16 protein-coding genes are annotated in these 13,396 nt (G+C 63.5%); 11 read left to right on the forward strand and 5 right to left on the reverse strand.

The features are described 5' to 3' along the window. Positions 1 to 50: 50 nt before the first annotated feature. Both ACI3K3_RS03515 and ACI3K3_RS03520 read left to right on the forward strand, forming a co-directional pair. Positions 51 to 989: a D-2-hydroxyacid dehydrogenase gene (locus tag ACI3K3_RS03515; protein WP_404912110.1), complete on the forward strand. Its 939-nt coding sequence runs from the start codon at positions 51 to 53 to the stop codon at positions 987 to 989. A gap of 93 nt (positions 990 to 1,082) precedes the next feature. Next, positions 1,083 to 2,768, forward strand: a complete 1,686-nt coding sequence (locus ACI3K3_RS03520) for an acetolactate synthase large subunit (protein ID WP_404912112.1) — start codon at positions 1,083 to 1,085, stop codon at positions 2,766 to 2,768. A 52-nt stretch (positions 2,769 to 2,820) separates the two neighbouring features. Here the strand turns inward: ACI3K3_RS03520 and ACI3K3_RS03525 are convergent, their stop codons facing one another. Continuing rightward, entirely contained in the window at positions 2,821 to 3,216 is a 396-nt protein-coding gene (locus ACI3K3_RS03525) for a hypothetical protein (RefSeq protein ID WP_404912114.1), read from the reverse strand. Continuing rightward, the gene (locus tag ACI3K3_RS03530; RefSeq protein WP_313442056.1) at positions 3,206 to 3,394 is read right to left on the reverse strand and encodes a hypothetical protein; all 189 of its coding nucleotides are present in this window, start codon (positions 3,392 to 3,394) and stop codon (positions 3,206 to 3,208) included. Before ACI3K3_RS03530 ends, ACI3K3_RS03525 begins: the two co-directional genes overlap by 11 nt. Positions 3,395 to 3,490: 96 nt before the next feature. Between ACI3K3_RS03530 and ACI3K3_RS03535 the strand changes: the two genes are divergently transcribed. Together ACI3K3_RS03535 and ACI3K3_RS03540 are read left to right on the forward strand one after the other, a co-directional pair. Continuing rightward, a complete protein-coding gene (locus tag ACI3K3_RS03535) occupies positions 3,491 to 4,141 on the forward strand; it encodes a S24 family peptidase (RefSeq protein ID WP_404912116.1) in 651 nt (216 codons plus the stop codon). Positions 4,142 to 4,217: 76 nt separating this feature from the next. Beyond that, positions 4,218 to 4,901 carry an MBL fold metallo-hydrolase gene (locus tag ACI3K3_RS03540; protein WP_404912117.1) on the forward strand — a complete coding sequence of 228 codons (684 nt, stop codon included), beginning with the start codon at positions 4,218 to 4,220 and terminating at the stop codon, positions 4,899 to 4,901. 59 nt (positions 4,902 to 4,960) lie between these two features. On the opposite strand, the gene ACI3K3_RS03545 is transcribed toward ACI3K3_RS03540, so the two are convergent. Next, positions 4,961 to 5,353 (reverse strand): MAPEG family protein, encoded by a 393-nt coding sequence (locus ACI3K3_RS03545; RefSeq protein ID WP_404912118.1) that lies wholly within the window; start codon positions 5,351 to 5,353, stop codon positions 4,961 to 4,963. A gap of 167 nt (positions 5,354 to 5,520) precedes the next feature. Here ACI3K3_RS03545 and rpmF point away from each other — a divergent pair, with 167 nt between their 5' ends. From rpmF to ACI3K3_RS03570, 5 genes are all read left to right on the forward strand, one after another. Then, positions 5,521 to 5,700 (forward strand): 50S ribosomal protein L32, encoded by a 180-nt coding sequence (gene rpmF / locus ACI3K3_RS03550; protein WP_031342399.1) that lies wholly within the window; start codon positions 5,521 to 5,523, stop codon positions 5,698 to 5,700. Positions 5,701 to 5,727: 27 nt separating this feature from the next. Then, complete coding sequence (gene plsX, locus ACI3K3_RS03555) at positions 5,728 to 6,789, forward strand: phosphate acyltransferase PlsX (RefSeq protein ID WP_404912120.1); 1,062 nt, start codon at positions 5,728 to 5,730, stop codon at positions 6,787 to 6,789. Beyond that, the gene (locus ACI3K3_RS03560) at positions 6,789 to 7,757 is read left to right on the forward strand and encodes a beta-ketoacyl-ACP synthase III (RefSeq protein ID WP_404912122.1); all 969 of its coding nucleotides are present in this window, start codon (positions 6,789 to 6,791) and stop codon (positions 7,755 to 7,757) included. The genes plsX and ACI3K3_RS03560 overlap by 1 nt, the downstream gene beginning before the upstream one ends. A 112-nt stretch (positions 7,758 to 7,869) precedes the next feature. Further along, a complete protein-coding gene (locus tag ACI3K3_RS03565; RefSeq protein WP_132262987.1) occupies positions 7,870 to 8,163 on the forward strand; it encodes an integration host factor subunit alpha in 294 nt (97 codons plus the stop codon). Positions 8,164 to 8,204: 41 nt separating this feature from the next. After that, positions 8,205 to 8,681: a MerR family transcriptional regulator gene (locus tag ACI3K3_RS03570; protein WP_404912124.1), complete on the forward strand. Its 477-nt coding sequence runs from the start codon at positions 8,205 to 8,207 to the stop codon at positions 8,679 to 8,681. Positions 8,682 to 8,770: 89 nt separating this feature from the next. Here ACI3K3_RS03570 and ACI3K3_RS03575 read toward each other — a convergent pair whose 3' ends face one another. Then, positions 8,771 to 9,316: a SixA phosphatase family protein gene (locus ACI3K3_RS03575; protein ID WP_404912126.1), complete on the reverse strand. Its 546-nt coding sequence runs from the start codon at positions 9,314 to 9,316 to the stop codon at positions 8,771 to 8,773. Positions 9,317 to 9,329: 13 nt separating this feature from the next. After that, positions 9,330 to 12,089 carry an ATP-dependent DNA helicase gene (locus ACI3K3_RS03580; protein WP_404912364.1) on the reverse strand — a complete coding sequence of 920 codons (2,760 nt, stop codon included), beginning with the start codon at positions 12,087 to 12,089 and terminating at the stop codon, positions 9,330 to 9,332. 276 nt (positions 12,090 to 12,365) lie between these two features. Here ACI3K3_RS03580 and ACI3K3_RS03585 point away from each other — a divergent pair, with 276 nt between their 5' ends. Next, the gene (locus ACI3K3_RS03585) at positions 12,366 to 12,971 is read left to right on the forward strand and encodes a PadR family transcriptional regulator (RefSeq protein WP_404912128.1); all 606 of its coding nucleotides are present in this window, start codon (positions 12,366 to 12,368) and stop codon (positions 12,969 to 12,971) included. Then, on the forward strand, positions 12,968 to 13,261 hold the full coding sequence (locus tag ACI3K3_RS03590; protein WP_404912130.1) for a DUF2218 domain-containing protein: 294 nt from the start codon (positions 12,968 to 12,970) through the stop codon (positions 13,259 to 13,261). Before ACI3K3_RS03585 ends, ACI3K3_RS03590 begins: the two co-directional genes overlap by 4 nt. The last annotated feature ends 135 nt before the right edge of the window (positions 13,262 to 13,396 follow it).

Here is a 13,396-nt window from a genome sequence, read left to right on the forward strand (position 1 = left end):
TGCCGATCACCGGCTGAGATCTTGAGATAAGCCAGGTACCGGAGTTCGCCATGACCATCGCCGTGATCAACGCCAAGTCGCAAGCCTTGCTGGAAGGCCGCTTGCCCGATGGCATCGAGCCGGCCTGGTACGAAGGACGCGAGCAGCTTCTTGAACTAGCGCCGCAGGCAGAGATTGCCTGGCTGGATCCGGTCGCGCCCGCGCTTGCCGCCGAGTTCATCGCTGCGGCGGACAAGCTGGTCTGGTATATGGCGCTCTCGTCGGGCGTGGATTGGCTTCCTCTCTCGCTGATTGCCGATCGCAAGATCGAGTTGACCAATGGTTCGGGAATCCACGCCCAGTCGGTGGCGGAATATGCCGTCATGGGGATGCTCACGGTCGCGAAAGGCTGGCGGCAGGTGGTGCGGGCGCAGGATCGGCATGAATGGCTGGCGCAGCCGCCGGGCAAGCGCGAACTGCTCGGCTCGCAGGTGCTGGTGGTTGGAGCGGGAGAGATCGGCGGACGGATCGCGGAAATCCTGCGCGTTTTCGGCGCGGAAGTAACCGGCGTGCGGCGACGCCCCGGTCCGGGTGATCTCGGCTCGGACGCCTGGCGTGGCCAACTCGGCCGGTTCGACTGGGTCATTGCGATCGTCCCCTCCACTCCGGAAACGCAGCGCATGTTCGGGGAAGAGGAATTCGCCGCGATGAAGCCCGGCGCGGTGTTCCTCAACTTCGCGCGCGGCACCGTCATCGAGCAGGACGCCCTGCTGGCGGCCATCGATTCGGGACATCTGGGCGGCGCGTTCCTCGATGTGACCGAACCGGAGCCGCTTCCCGCCGACCATCCGCTATGGTCCCGCGAAAATATCCATATATCGATGCATCTCGCCGGCCGCGCGCAGGACAGTCTGTTCGAGCGAGGATCTGCGCGGTTTCTTTCCAATCTTCGGCACTTCCTCGACGGCAGGCCGCTGGAGCATCTTGTCGATCTATCACAGGGCTATTGAGCAGCCGCTGCTTTGATCAGGTGCGCGCCATTGAATTCCTCGGCACATTCCCGGAAGACAAGCAAAACGGCTTGAGCATGAGGGAAACGGCACATGGCGGAGAGCGACAAGCGCAAGGCATCCGATCTGTTCATCGAGTGTCTTGAAGCAGAGGGCGTTGAATACATTTTCGGTGTGCCCGGCGAAGAGAACCTCGATTTTCTCGATTCGCTGTCTCGCTCGAAAAAGATCCGGCTGATCCTGACCCGGCATGAGCAAGGCGCGGGGTTCATGGCGGCGACTTATGGCCGCCACACCGGCAAGGTGGGCGTCTGTCTTTCGACGCTGGGTCCGGGGGCGACGAATTTCGTGACCGCCGCAGCCTACGCCACTCTCGGCGGAATGCCGATGTTGATGATCACCGGCCAGAAGCCCATCAAGAAATCCAAGCAGGGCCGCTTCCAGATCCTCGACGTCGTCTCGATGATGCAGCCCATCACCAAGTACGCACACCAGATGGCCAGTTCGGACAATATCCCGAGCCGCGTGCGCGAGGCTTTCCGCATAGCCGAGGAGGAAAAGCCCGGCGCCGCCCACGTCGAATTGCCCGAGGACATTGCCGACGAATTCACCGATTCGCGCCCGATCGTCCGCTCGACCGTGCGCCGCCCCACGGCGGACGTGAAATCGATCGCTCAGGCGGTCGAGGCGCTGGAGAAGGCCCGGCGGCCGGTACTGGTGATCGGCGCAGGCGCCAATCGCAAGATGACCAGCAAGATGCTCGGCGAGTTCGTCGAGAAGACCGGCATTCCGTTTCTCACCACCCAGCTCGGCAAAGGCGTGATCGACGAGCGTCATCCGCGTTTCCTGGGCTGCGCGGCGCTTTCATCGGGTGATTTCGTCCATCGCGCCATCGAGGATGCCGATTGCATCATCAATATCGGCCACGACGTCATCGAAAAGCCGCCGTTCTTCATGCACAACGACGGCAAGCGGAGTGTCGAAGGCGATGAGCGCGTGGTGATCCACGTCTCGACCAAGACGGCCGAGGTCGATCCGGTCTATTTCCCGCATATCGAGGTCATCGGCGACATCGCCAACGCGGTCTGGCAGATCAAGGAGGCGATCTCACCCTCGGCCAGGTGGAACTTCGATGCCATGCTCGGCTATCGCAAGGCCGAACTTGAGCACACGAAGAAGCTGGCAGCCGACGAGCGGTTTCCGATCTTCCCGCCGCATCTGGTGCAGCAGGTGCGCGACGCGCTTCCCGGCGATGCGATCGTTTGTCTGGATAACGGTGTCTACAAGCTCTGGTTCGCGCGCGGATACAGTGCCCACAAGCCGAACACGGTGCTGCTGGACAACGCGCTGGCTTCGATGGGAGCGGGCCTGCCATCCGCCATGGCAAGCGCAATGGTCTATCCCGATCGCAAGATCTTCGCCGTCTGCGGCGATGGCGGCTTCATGATGAACAGCCAGGAGATGGAAACGGCCGTCCGTCTGGGCCTCAATCTCACCGTGCTGATCCTGAACGACAACGCCTATGGCATGATCCGTTGGAAGCAGGCCAACATGGGCTTTGCCGATTTCGGGCTGACCTACGGCAATCCGGACTTCGTGAAATATGCCGAGAGCTACGGCGCGAGCGGATACCGCGTGGAAAGCGCCGCTCATCTGAGGGAATTGCTGGCGCATTGTCGCGATACGCCGGGCGTGCATCTGATCGACTGCCCGGTCGATTATTCCGAGAACGACCGGATCCTGAATACCGAGATCAAGGAACTGTCGCGCGCGCTGTAAGAATGACGAAAGGCGGGCGCCGGGCCCGCCTTTCGCCGTGATCCGAGAGCCTTCAGCAGTCGTCGAGCAGAAGCAGCTCCACTTCCAGTGTCAGGCAGGGTGGTGGCCCGGCCCGGTGATGTGCCTCGGCAATGGTGGCATCTGCGACCAGTTGGCCGGGAATCGTGAATTCGTGTTCGGGCAGGGCTTCGATCAGGCGTTCTCCGTCCGAAATGGCCGCGTCGTCGGTGAAGGCGAGGGCAATGGTGTGCCGTGATCCCGAGAACATGGCGCTGCTCCACGCGCGTTCGGCGTGGCGCAGGAATTCGACCCGTGGACCGGCCAGCTTCAGGATTTCAGCGAGCAGAACCAGCCAGGGCCCGCGTGAGAAGGCGCGCTCCGTGGCCTCGCCCATGGCCTTGCGAGCCGACTGCAGCATGGAGCGGTCATGGGCAAAATTAACGTGCATGTGGGCTCTCCAGATAAGACGTCATGAAAAGGCGGACGCGAGCTGACGTCCCGGCGCGGGGCTGGCGCCCATTGCGCAAGTCGCCGACGAATCGGGGATCGTGCGCGGCAAGACGGCCGAATTTCGTCCAGGACATGCGGGTGAGGCGCAGGAAGCGCTCTATCTGGCGTAAAAGCATGGGCCGGCTCCGATGCGGGAATCGCGTTATCTGTTCCTAATATGTTCCAACTCGTGAGGGCTTGTCTAGGAAATTTCCTACGCGTAGGATTACATTATGGAAAACGCCGAAACCCGCCGTCGCTTGTTGGAACTGGCCGAGGAGCAGGGGGTCAGTCTTTCGTCGCTGTCGCGTCTTATAGGGAAAAATACATCATATCTTCAGCAGTTTATAAGGAAGGGGAGTCCTCGAAAACTGGAAGAGGGCGATCGCGGAACGCTTGCTCGCTTCTTCGGCGTCGACGAATCGGAATTCGGCAAATCGAAGGAAAAATCCTACACTTCCGAGAAAAATTCCTACGCCGCAGATTGGGTCGATGTTCCCCGCCTGGCCATCGGCGCTTCCGCAGGGCCGGGTGCGCTGCCCGATGGCGAGGAAATCTTCGGAGCGATCCGCTTCTCGCCGCGCTGGCTGCGGTCGATGGGGCTAAGGCCGGAGATGCTTTCCGCGATCGTCGTCAGCGGGGATTCGATGGAGCCCGTGCTGCGTGACGGTGACGAAATCCTGGTCGATCGGGATTGGCGGCCCCTGCGCGATGGGATCCACGTCGTCCGGCTCGACGATACCGTGCTTGTTAAACGGCTGGAAGCGGGAAGGGCGGGGCGAATAGCTCTGCTGAGCGACAATCCGGCCTATCGCCCCATCGAATGCGGGCTGGAGGAGATCGAGGTGATCGGCCGCGTGGTCTGGAAGGGCGGGCGGATCTGAGACTACAATCTGAAGCCAGAGTTTGAAGCCGGGGCAGAGGTTGCATTCGACCGGGCTTGCGGCCATTTCCGCAGTCATGACCCATGACCCTGAGCCGCAGCCGATGCGCGTCGGCATAATTCCCGTCACGCCGCTTCAGCAGAATTGCTCGCTGATATGGTGCACCAAGACCATGCGCGGCGCGTTCGTCGATCCGGGCGGCGATCTTCCCAAGCTGCGCCAGGCTCTGGAGAAGACCGGCGTAACGCTGGAGAAAATCCTCGTTACGCATGGCCATCTGGATCACTGCGGCATGGCCGGCGTCTTCGCCCGGGAAATGGGGGTTCCCATCGAAGGGCCCCAGGAGGAAGATCGCTTCTGGATAGCGCAGCTCAACGACGATGGCCCGCGCTGGAACATGGAAGCGCATACCTTCGAGCCCGATCGCTGGCTTGAGGATGGCGACAAGGTCACGGTGGGAGAGCTGGAACTCGATGTCGTCCACTGCCCGGGGCACACCCCGGGCCACGTCGTGTTCCATCATGCGCCCAGCAAGTTCGCGATGGTGGGCGACGTTCTGTTTCAGGGCGGGATCGGCCGCTGGGACTTCCCGCGTGGCAACCTGGAGGATCTCGTCGATTCGATCACCCGCAAGCTCTGGCCTCTGGGCGACGAAGTGACTTTCGTCCCGGGGCATGGGCCGATCAGCACGTTCGGAAACGAGCGGCAGACGAATCCTTATGTAGGCGACGCCGCGCTGGAGCGTGGACTGCCGGCCTGAGCACCTGCTTCGAACGGATAAAATGAAAGGGCGGTGCGGTGCGCCGCCCTTTTCGATTCTCAGAACCGTCCCAGCGCGATCAGGACCGCGATCGCGGACAGGCCCAGAAGCGTCAGGATGGTGATGAGAACGCCCACCATGCGCAGCGGGTTGGGCCGGTCTATGTCCATGCCAAGCGCGTGCGCCACGCGGCCCAGCATGAACAGCGATCCGACCACCGCCAGCCATGTGCCGCCCTTGCCGGTCATTTCTATGGCGGCGGCAAGGATCAATACGAAAGGTGTGCTCTCCACGAAGTTCAGCTGCGCGCGCATGCGGCGGGCGAGCGGGTCGTGGCCGCCATCGCCGAACAGCACCTTCTCGCGTACGCGCAGCTGGCCGATCCGTGCTATATGCCAGAAGGTGATAATGCCGGCCGCCGCGGCAAGGCACAGTGTCGTTTGAAGAATCATGGGCAGATTTCCCCCTAAGTGGATTTTCACGGTGATGCTGCGGGGACTGACGGGTTGCAACTCACGAGAAATCGGTTATAGGCGCGCCTTCGCAAAGCCGCCGGTCCGCGAATACGGTTTCCGGCGGCCTTTTTGACAATAATCCAGTTTCAGGAACAGGTGCCGAAATGGCTGTCCCTAAAAGAAAGACCACCCCCTCCCGCCGTGGCATGCGTCGTAGCCACGACGCGCTGAAGGTCGAGGCTTTCCATGAATGCCCGAACTGCGGCGAACTGAAGCGTCCGCACAACCTCTGCAACGCTTGCGGCCACTACAATGGTCGTGAGATCGTCGCGGTCGAAGTTTAAGACCAAGACGATTTTCGGAGGTTGCCCATGAGTCTGCCGCGTATCGCTGTCGATGCGATGGGCGGCGACGAGGGCGTGCGCGTCATGATTGAAGGCGCTGCTCTCGCGCGCCGTCGACATGACCGCTTCAAGTTCCTGTTGGTCGGTGACGAGCCGCGGATCAAGGCCGCGCTCGAAAGTCATCCGAATCTCAGGGCAAGTTCCGAGATCCTTCATACCGAAGGCGTCATCAGTGGCGAGGATAAGCCCAGCCAGGCCTTGCGCCGGGCCAAGGGCACCTCGATGGGGCGCGCGATCGAGGCGGTGAAGGCGGGTGACGCCGGAGCCGCTGTCAGTGCCGGCAATACCGGCGCCTTGATGGCGATTTCCAAGCTTGCGCTGCGTACGATGCCCGGCATCGATCGCCCGGCGCTGGCCGCTCTGCTGCCGACCCTGGAAGATCATGACCTGGTCATGCTCGACCTTGGCGCCAATGCCGAGTGCGATGCGCGCAATCTCGTGCAGTTCGCGGTCATGGGCGCTGCCTATGCCCGTGTCGCTACGGGGCGCGAGCAACCGCGCGTGCGTCTGCTCAACATCGGCACCGAGGAAACCAAGGGCACCGGCGATCTGCGCGAAGCGGCGGCCATGCTCAAGGCTTCGGCTGCCGATCTTTCGATATCCTTCGACGGATTCACGGAAGCCGACAAGCTCGGGCGTGGAGACATGGATGTCGTCGTTACGGACGGTTTTTCCGGGAACGTCGCGCTCAAGGCGGTAGAAGGCACGGCGCGTTTCGTGGCCGACCTGCTGCGACGCGGTTTCACCAGCTCGCTGCGGTCCAAGATCGGTTTCCTGATCTCGAAGCCCGCGACCGAGCTGCTCAAGCATCATCTCGACCCCAACAACCATAACGGCGCGGTTTTCCTGGGCCTGAACGGTATCGTGGTGAAGAGCCATGGCGGTGCGAATGCCGCCGGTGTCGCCAATGCCGTGGCGGTGACCGCACGCCTTCTGGAGGAAAACGTGACCGAGCGGATTTCCGCCGACCTTGCCCGGCTGGGCGGGGCGTCGTTGGGCAAGCCCCGAGTCCAGGAAGAGAGCGCCTGATGCTTCGTTCGGTTCTCGTCGGCACCGGCTCTGCCCTGCCGCGCCGCGCGGTCAGCAACGCAGAGCTTGCCGAGCGCGTCGATACCAGCGACGAGTGGATCGTCGAACGTACCGGCATCTCCAACCGTCACATCGCGGCACCTGACGAGACGACGTCCAGTCTCGCCACAGATGCTGCGCGCAAGGCGTTGGAAGCGGCGGGATTCGAGCCTTCGTCGATCGACCTGATCGTGTTGGCCACGGCCACGCCTGACCAGACTTTCCCGGCCACCGCCACGATCGTTCAGAACAATCTCGGCTGCCGGGGCGGCATCGCATTCGACGTCGCCGCTGTCTGCTCGGGCTTCCTCTATGCTGTCGGGGTAGCCGATTCGATGCTGCGCTCGGGCATGGCCAAGCGCGCGCTCGTGATCGGTTCGGAAACCTTCAGCCGTATTTTGGACTGGGAAGATCGCACCACTTGCGTTCTTTTCGGCGATGGCGCGGGAGCGGTCGTGCTCGAGGCGCAGGAACAGGACGGCGATGCCGCACGGGGCATCCTGGCCACGCGGCTTCATGCCGACGGCGCCCATAACGAACTGCTCTATGTCGACGGCGGACCGTCCACCACCGGCACCGTGGGCAAGCTGCGTATGAAGGGTCGCGAAGTCTTCCGGCATGCCGTTGTGAACCTGGCGGAAGTTCTCAGGGAAGTCCTTGAGGAAACTGGAAATTCTCCTGAGGATATCGATTGGCTCGTGCCGCATCAGGCCAACGCCCGTATTCTCGATGCCACTGCGCGCAAGCTCAACTTGCCGGTGGAAAAGGTTATCATGACCGTCGGTCAGCACGCCAATACCTCGGCGGCATCGGTGCCTCTGGCCCTCGATCAGGCCGTTCGTGACGGTCGGATCAAGCAGGGCGATCTCGTCGTTCTGGAAGCCATGGGCGGCGGTTTTACCTGGGGCGCCAGCGTCGTTCGGATGTGATTGTTGCTCCCGTTCGGGACATGAGTTGAATTGATGCGGGGAAGCATTGCTTTTCCCGCATTTTTTCATAATATTGTCCGGGGGGTTGTCGCAGGGAGGGGATGCGGGACTTATGCGCTCCACGGACACATTGACCAGGGCAGAAATCGCTGAAGCCATCCACAGGAAGCTCGGGCTATCAAGGTCTGAGTCGCTTGCGATGGTCGAGGCGATATTGCAGCATATGTCTGAAGCCCTCTCTGAGGGCGAGAATGTCAAGATTTCCGGATTCGGCACTTTCCTGCTTCGCGACAAGGGCGAGCGGATCGGGCGAAATCCGAAAACCGGCGTGGAAGTGCCGATCACACCGCGCCGTGTCATGACGTTCCGGGCCAGTCAGATGCTGAAGGACCGCATTACCGACTGATCCGGATTCGGCATCGGCTCGGTAATACGGAGAGTTCTGAAATGACTGCCAGCGAAGCAAACCGTTCGGGAGAGCCTCTCCTTGAGGAAGAGGCTTCCGTGCGAGTGCTGTCTTCGGAACAGGCGCTTGCCGGGCCGGCCATCTTCAACGATGGGAAAGCACCTGACGCGCTGCGCACGATCGGCGAAGTGACGAAGGCGCTGGGTATCCGCCAGCATGTGCTGCGCTATTGGGAAGAGCAGTTTCCCGCGCTTCAGCCTATCAAGCGGAGCGGCAATCGGCGTTACTATCGCCCTGAGGACGTAGCCCTGATCGGGCAGATCGATCGCCTGGTCAATCGCGAGGGTTACACCTTGCGCGGTGCGCGCATGGCTCTTGAAGGGGCAGATCCGCAGGACGTGGCCGGAGCGAACCAGCCGATGGACGCTGCGCCGCTTTCCAACGGCGAACCGGACATCATTACGCAGGAACTCGTCCGCATCCGCGATAGGCTGGCGCAGGCGCTCGCGGCCGCCTGACGTCTGTCCGGTGGCCGACGGCTCCAGGTTATTGGTTTACCGCGTTTTCCAAGTCATCAGGTGATTTCACCTGATTAGAAAACGCTCTACTAGTCGAGAGCGTTGGGGCCGAGTTCGGGATCGAGGTCGCGAGGGCGGGTCAAGTGAACGAGGCGGCCTGACGCTTCGCTGATTTCGTCCCAGGATTCGATGTCCAGTTCCAGGACCGCGTAAGCGGCGGTTGGAAATTTCTCTTCCACCACATCGCGCATGGGGCTGGTGCCGTCATCGGGCACGAGATCGAAGATCAGGTCTTCCAGGCCTGGATTGTGGCCTATCAGCATGATCGACTGCGGATCTCCGGACTGTTCTCGCAGGAGATCGAGCAGCGTTGCCGAACTGGCAAGATAGATCCGTCGATCCCAGGTTACCGGCGGAATTTCACCGGCCGCTTCTCCCGCCAGTTCGATTGTCTGCGTCACCCGGACCGCCGGGGAGGCGAGGACGCGCTTCCAGCCCACCGCATGGTCGCGGATGTGCAGCCCCATCAGCGCGGCGCCCTTGCGCCCGCGCTTGTTGAGCGGGCGATCGAAGTCCCGCAACCGGGCATCGTGCCAGTCTGACTTTGCGTGTCTGAAGATTCCAAGGGTTTTCATCGAGGCTTTCGGTCTACTGGGAGTCGGGTCGAAGGGGTGGGTGCTCCGTGACGCTTCCGGGCGGCTTTGCGGCCTCGTCGGACCTTGTGGTTCCCTCTGAACCATCCCAGGCGACGCGATGCAAGGCTTCCTCCAGCGAAACGCGCAGAACCGGGGTGCCCGGCGGGAAGGCGCTGAGCAGGCGCGAAGGGAAGGCCGAGGAAAGCACCACGAAGTGTCCGCGATCGCCGCGGCTGCGGATAAGGCGGCCGAACGCCTGGGCGAGCTTGGCGCGGATCAGGCCGTCGTCGTAAGAGGAGCCGCCCCCCGCAAGGCGCCGCGCGCGGTGCAGGATCGTGGGGCGCGGCCAGGGAACCTGCTCCATGATCACGAGTCGCAGCGACTCGCCCGGAACGTCCACCCCGTCCCGCAAGGCGTCGGTGCCGAGCAGCGATGCGGCCGGATCGTCTCGGAAGATGTCCACGAGAGTGCCGGTGTCGATCGGGTCGACATGCTGGGCGTAAAGGGGCAGGCCGGCGCGGGCGAGGCGATCCGCGATGCGGCCGTAGACCGCGCGCAGGCGCCGGATCGCGGTGAACAGGCCCAGAACGCCGCCTCCGGCCGATTCGATCAACCGCGCGTAAGCCCCGGCAAGCGCGGGAATATCGCCGCGCGGGATGTCGTTCACGATCAGGACTTCGGCCTGGGCCGCGTAGTCGAAGGGGCTGAGGTGTTCCGAAAGCCGCGGCGTCACATCGATATGGGCCACGCCCGAGCGTGCGATCGCCTTGTTCCAGTTTTCGCCGTCCCGCAGCGTGGCGGAAGTCATGACCACGCCATGGGCCGGTTCCAGCACGACGCTGGCGAAGGGCTTCATGGGATCGAGCCAGTGGCGGTGGATGCCGACATCGTATTCCCGCGCCTCGGACCGATCGAGCGCCAGCCAGTCGACGAATTCCGGATCGGCAGGACCGCTCAGGCGGCCCAACATCGCCTCCCAGGCCAGCAACAGATCCACGCGCCAGCCCAGCGATTGGCGGGCACCTTCGATCCGCGCACGTCCCTGGCCATCTAGCCAGTCGGGCGCGTCTTCCAGCAGCGCTTCGAGCCTCAGGCCCAGACGAACGAGTGGCTGGCGAAGCTCGCCAAGCGCTTCGCGCGCCGCTTCGGCTATCTCCGCGAAAGATCCTTCAAGGCCCGCTGCCTCCGTCTCCAGGCCATAGCCGGCTTCCTGACCGCCGCTTTCGTCGCGGGCATAGACGGTGGCGCGGACGGCCGCCAGCAGCTCCTCGATCGGGCCCGACGCCTCGCCGTCTGCGAGCCGCTGCATCCAGCCGTCGCCCGGCAGCGCTTCTGCGGCTGCCCGCGCGGCCTCGATCGCCTTGGCGCCGGCCTCGTCGTAGCTGGCGACGTCCGCCAGGCGCGCGGAAAGGCCGCGGCGTCGGCCCCGCGAGGCCTTTTCCGGGCCGATCACCCATCGGCGCAGTTCGATGGCTTCGGTGCCGGTGAGGGCGGCGGCGAACGTGGAGTCGGCCGCATCGAAGACGTGATGGCCTTCGTCGAACACGATGCGCGTGGGGCGGGCGGCGTGATCGCGGCCGCGCGCTGCGTTGATCATGACCAGCGCGTGGTTGCCGATCACGAGGTCCGCGCCCGCGCTGGCGCGCGCGGCGCGCTCTATGAAGCACTTCCGATAATGCGGGCAGCCGGCATAGACGCATTCGCCGCGCCGATCGGTCAGGGCGGTGATGCCGCGCTGGCGGAAGAGGGTGCCGAGCCAGCCGGGCAGATCTCCGCCGATCATGTCGCCGTCCTGGCTATAGGCCGCCCAGCGCGCCACGAGCTGCGCCAGGATCGCTGCGCGCCCGGCGAAACCGCCTTGCAGCGCATCTTCCAGATTGAGCAGGCAGAGGTAGTTTTCGCGTCCCTTGCGCACCACCACGGGCTGCGTGCCGTCCGCCCGGCGGTCAGGCCAGGCGCGGCGGCTTTCCTTGCGCAACTGGCGTTGCAGCGCCTTCGTATATGTCGAAACCCAGGTGGTGCCGCCGGACTGGCTGCTCCAGAGCGAGGCGGGCGCCAGATAGCCCAGGGTCTTGCCGATCCCGGTGCCGGCCTGCGCCAGCAGCACATGCGGCCGTCCCGACGACTGACGTGGGGCAAAGGCTGCGGCGGCCTCGGCGGCGTAAGCCTGCTGGGTAGGGCGCTGTTCCGCATCGCTGCCGGTAAGCTGTGCAAGCCTTTGCAACACGTCGTCGCGGTCCAGCGAGACTTGCCTCGGTTGCGGCGATTCGGCGCCTTCCTCCCACTCCGGCAACCGGGTGAAAAGCCACCTTTCGGCACGATCCGGCTTGGCGATGCGCGGGTTCAGCAGTGTCGCCCAAGGCCAGCGCATGCGGGTCAGCGACTGAAGCGAGGTCCAGGCGCCTTCGCGTTCTTCCCAGTCTGGGCTCTCGCAAACGTCAAGGAGCGATCCTGCGGCTTCCTGGAGCAGGCGCGCGACGTCCGCATCGTCCTTGGGTTCTTCCAGACCAAGCGCGCCCGCGAGCCCCTTGGGCGTCGGCACCACGAACCGCGCGGGATGCATGAAGGCGTAGAGTTCCAGCAAGTCGAGCCCGGAGAGATCGGGGTAACCCAGCCGGGTCGCGACAAGCGGCGCATTGAGCAGCAGTAGCGGCGTATCCGCCGCCGACATTACCGCTTCGCCTTTCGACACCGGACGAGTCGTCCCCATCCGGTCGCGGAGCCAGGCGCCGCCGTGGCTGGCATGTAGGGCGGGGAGGGGCAGGGCGGCCATGGCGTTCGTCTTAGGCAAGGCGGTTGGAAAATGGAAACCTTGGAAGTGGCTCGGCGGTCGAAAACGCATCCCCGCCCTTAAGAAAATACATCAAGATACATTTTAGTCTCTTGCAAAAATCGCTTTAAGATATATCTTGTAGCCATCATGAACACGAAGAAAGTAGATATGAGAAACCCATTCAATTTCCATGAGCATGGCGCGCATCGGCGTCGTCACGGCGAATGCGGACATCGTCACGAAGAGCGTGCGATGCGCGGGCGGGGCGGCTTTGGCATGGCGCGTGGTCCCTCCGCAGGCGGCGGCTTCGAGGATTTCGGAGATGGCTTTCCGGGAGGCCGGGGCCGAGGCCGCGGCGGGCGCGGAGAAGGCTTCGGCGGTGGTAGCTTCGGGGGCGGCAGGCCCGGCGGTCGCCGCAAGCGGTTGTTCGAGCAGTCGGAACTTCAGGTTCTGCTGCTGGCCCTGATCGTCCAGGCGCCGCGCCATGGCTACGATCTGATTCGCGAGATCGAAACGCTCTCCGGCGGAGAATACGCGCCGAGCCCAGGCGTCGTTTACCCGGCGCTGACTTATATGGAGGAAGCCGGCCTGATCGCTCCCGCCGAGGAGGAAGGCGCGCGCAAATCCTATCAGGCGACCGAACAGGGCCGCGTCCAGGCTGAGGCCGACACGGAAAAGGCCGCCGCACTGAAGGAGCGTCTTTTCGCTCTGGCCGAAGCGCGCGAGAAAGTGGACCCCGCTCCCGTTCGGCGGGCGATGCATGCCTTGAAGACCGCGATGTTCGATCGCCTTTCGAAAGAGGGTACCGATCGCGATATCATCCTGCAGATCGCCGACGCCCTCGACGAGGCGACCCGCAAGATCGAAAGGATCGAAGGATGAACGTGATCGCGACGCGTGTAGCCACGGAGAACGGTGGCAAGTACGTCCGCCAGCTCTGCAAGCACTGGAGCCACAAGCTCCAGACCGAGGTGGAGGGCGATACCGGAACGGTGACGTTCCCGAACGCTGTCGCCACCATGGCGGCTGATGGGCAGGGGATCGACATTGCCATTTCGGGCCAGGATCGCGAAGATGTGGAGCGGCTGACCGATGTGGTTGCGCGCCACATAGATCGCTTCGCATTCCGCGAGGCGCCGCTCGCCTACGATTGGCAGTGGCGGGAAGGGTGACGGGGTAAAAGGGTAGGAAACTCGTCGTCCCGGACTTGATCCGGGACCGCTGGCAATCCTTGAGGCGATGGCTTGCGACGGGGCACCTCGCCGAGAGGTGGGCCGTTCACGGCCAGCGGTCCCGGATCAGGTCCG

The organism is Novosphingobium sp. ZW T3_23 (assembly GCF_044987305.1).
In the GTDB taxonomy this organism is placed as follows: Bacteria; Pseudomonadota; Alphaproteobacteria; order Sphingomonadales; family Sphingomonadaceae; genus Novosphingobium.

Coding starts and splice junctions, on each gene's coding strand:
- ACI3K3_RS03580 (WP_404912364.1), bottom strand. CDS start 12,089: ATGGCCGCCCTGCCCCTCCCCGCCCTACATGCCAGCCACGGCGGCGCC.
- ACI3K3_RS03570 (WP_404912124.1), top strand. CDS start 8,205: ATGACTGCCAGCGAAGCAAACCGTTCGGGAGAGCCTCTCCTTGAGGAA.
- ACI3K3_RS03565 (WP_132262987.1), top strand. CDS start 7,870: ATGCGCTCCACGGACACATTGACCAGGGCAGAAATCGCTGAAGCCATC.
- ACI3K3_RS03540 (WP_404912117.1), top strand. CDS start 4,218: ATGACCCATGACCCTGAGCCGCAGCCGATGCGCGTCGGCATAATTCCC.
- ACI3K3_RS03590 (WP_404912130.1), top strand. CDS start 12,968: ATGAACGTGATCGCGACGCGTGTAGCCACGGAGAACGGTGGCAAGTAC.
- plsX (WP_404912120.1), top strand. CDS start 5,728: ATGAGTCTGCCGCGTATCGCTGTCGATGCGATGGGCGGCGACGAGGGC.
- rpmF (WP_031342399.1), top strand. CDS start 5,521: ATGGCTGTCCCTAAAAGAAAGACCACCCCCTCCCGCCGTGGCATGCGT.
- ACI3K3_RS03525 (WP_404912114.1), bottom strand. CDS start 3,216: ATGCACGTTAATTTTGCCCATGACCGCTCCATGCTGCAGTCGGCTCGC.
- ACI3K3_RS03575 (WP_404912126.1), bottom strand. CDS start 9,316: ATGAAAACCCTTGGAATCTTCAGACACGCAAAGTCAGACTGGCACGAT.
- ACI3K3_RS03530 (WP_313442056.1), bottom strand. CDS start 3,394: ATGCTTTTACGCCAGATAGAGCGCTTCCTGCGCCTCACCCGCATGTCC.
- ACI3K3_RS03535 (WP_404912116.1), top strand. CDS start 3,491: ATGGAAAACGCCGAAACCCGCCGTCGCTTGTTGGAACTGGCCGAGGAG.
- ACI3K3_RS03560 (WP_404912122.1), top strand. CDS start 6,789: ATGCTTCGTTCGGTTCTCGTCGGCACCGGCTCTGCCCTGCCGCGCCGC.
- ACI3K3_RS03585 (WP_404912128.1), top strand. CDS start 12,366: ATGGCGCGTGGTCCCTCCGCAGGCGGCGGCTTCGAGGATTTCGGAGAT.
- ACI3K3_RS03515 (WP_404912110.1), top strand. CDS start 51: ATGACCATCGCCGTGATCAACGCCAAGTCGCAAGCCTTGCTGGAAGGC.
- ACI3K3_RS03520 (WP_404912112.1), top strand. CDS start 1,083: ATGGCGGAGAGCGACAAGCGCAAGGCATCCGATCTGTTCATCGAGTGT.
- ACI3K3_RS03545 (WP_404912118.1), bottom strand. CDS start 5,353: ATGATTCTTCAAACGACACTGTGCCTTGCCGCGGCGGCCGGCATTATC.